Here is a 1108-nt window from a genome sequence, read left to right as displayed (position 1 = left end):
ATTCAAGAAAAATCTGCTTTTGACCCAGATGCATTACATTTACATACCATTATCTACAGGATATTCATCTCAAGAAAGTTTAACATTCAAAACAAAGTTTTACAAAATTCCCTAACTTCTATTTTCCTTTGGATTTTAAACCTTTTTGCAGTTGTACCAGCTGTAGTATTTTACAGTAATACCTTATATTTGGTTGTTGTTTGTTTTATCTTTGCTGTGATTTATAATTTAACGTATAAAAAATTAATACACACAAAAGCAGGACCATTTTTGAAATAGGAGGAGGAACTGTATGAAAGCTGTTATACTTGCAGGTGGAAGTGGGACGAGGTTGTTTCCCTTATCAAGAAAAAATTACCCAAAACAGTTTTTAAAAATAGGAAGCAATAAATCCTTATTTCAAAATACAGTTTTAAGATTATCTCCAATCTCAAAAGACCCAATCATAATTACAAATAAAGAGTATAAATTCCACGTTATAAATCAACTTAAAGAAATAGGAATAACCAACTACCATCTAATAGAGGAACCAGTTGGTAGAAATACAGCTCCTGCTATTGCTTTAGCCCTAAAGTTTGCAATAGAGCAGTTAGATCTTCCAGAAGACGAGGTTTTAGGTATATTCCCTTCAGACCACCTTATAGAACCAACTGACCTTTTTGTAGATTATGTAAAAAAAGCAGAAAAAGTAGCAAAAGATTACCTTATAACCTTTGGAATAAAACCAACAAAACCAGAAACAGGATACGGCTACATAGAGTCAGGAGAAAAAATTAACGATTACACATACAAAGTAGTAAAATTCCACGAAAAACCTTCATTAGAAAAAGCCCAATCCTACATACAAAAAGGAAACTACTACTGGAACAGTGGGATGTTTGCCTTTACTATCTCAAATATCCTTCAAGAACTAAAAAAACACAGCCTAGACATATATCAACTTTTCCAAGAAAACTCCTACCAATCCTTACTTGAAAACTTTCAAAATATGCCAGATATATCCATAGATTATGCCATAATGGAAAAAACAGGCAAAGCAGCTGTCATACCTCTTGACCTAAAATGGTCTGACCTTGGGTCATGGGATAGCGTTTATCAAACCTTAGAC

At 32.9% G+C, this 1108-nt stretch carries 1 protein-coding gene and 1 pseudogene; both read left to right on the top strand.

What is annotated here, in order from left to right; all coding sequences use genetic code 11:
- Positions 1-279, top strand: a pseudogene (locus tag NE054_RS08325) (glycosyltransferase); the annotation flags it as partial.
- Between the two features lie 13 nt (positions 280-292).
- The coding region (locus tag NE054_RS08320) for a mannose-1-phosphate guanylyltransferase (protein ID WP_297890529.1) at positions 293-1108 on the top strand (816 nt) is incomplete at its 3' end.

This window comes from Sulfurihydrogenibium sp., from assembly GCF_027448985.1.
In the GTDB taxonomy this organism is placed as follows: Bacteria; Aquificota; Aquificia; order Aquificales; family Hydrogenothermaceae; genus Sulfurihydrogenibium.
This window is presented reverse-complemented; position numbering and strand designations above follow the sequence as displayed.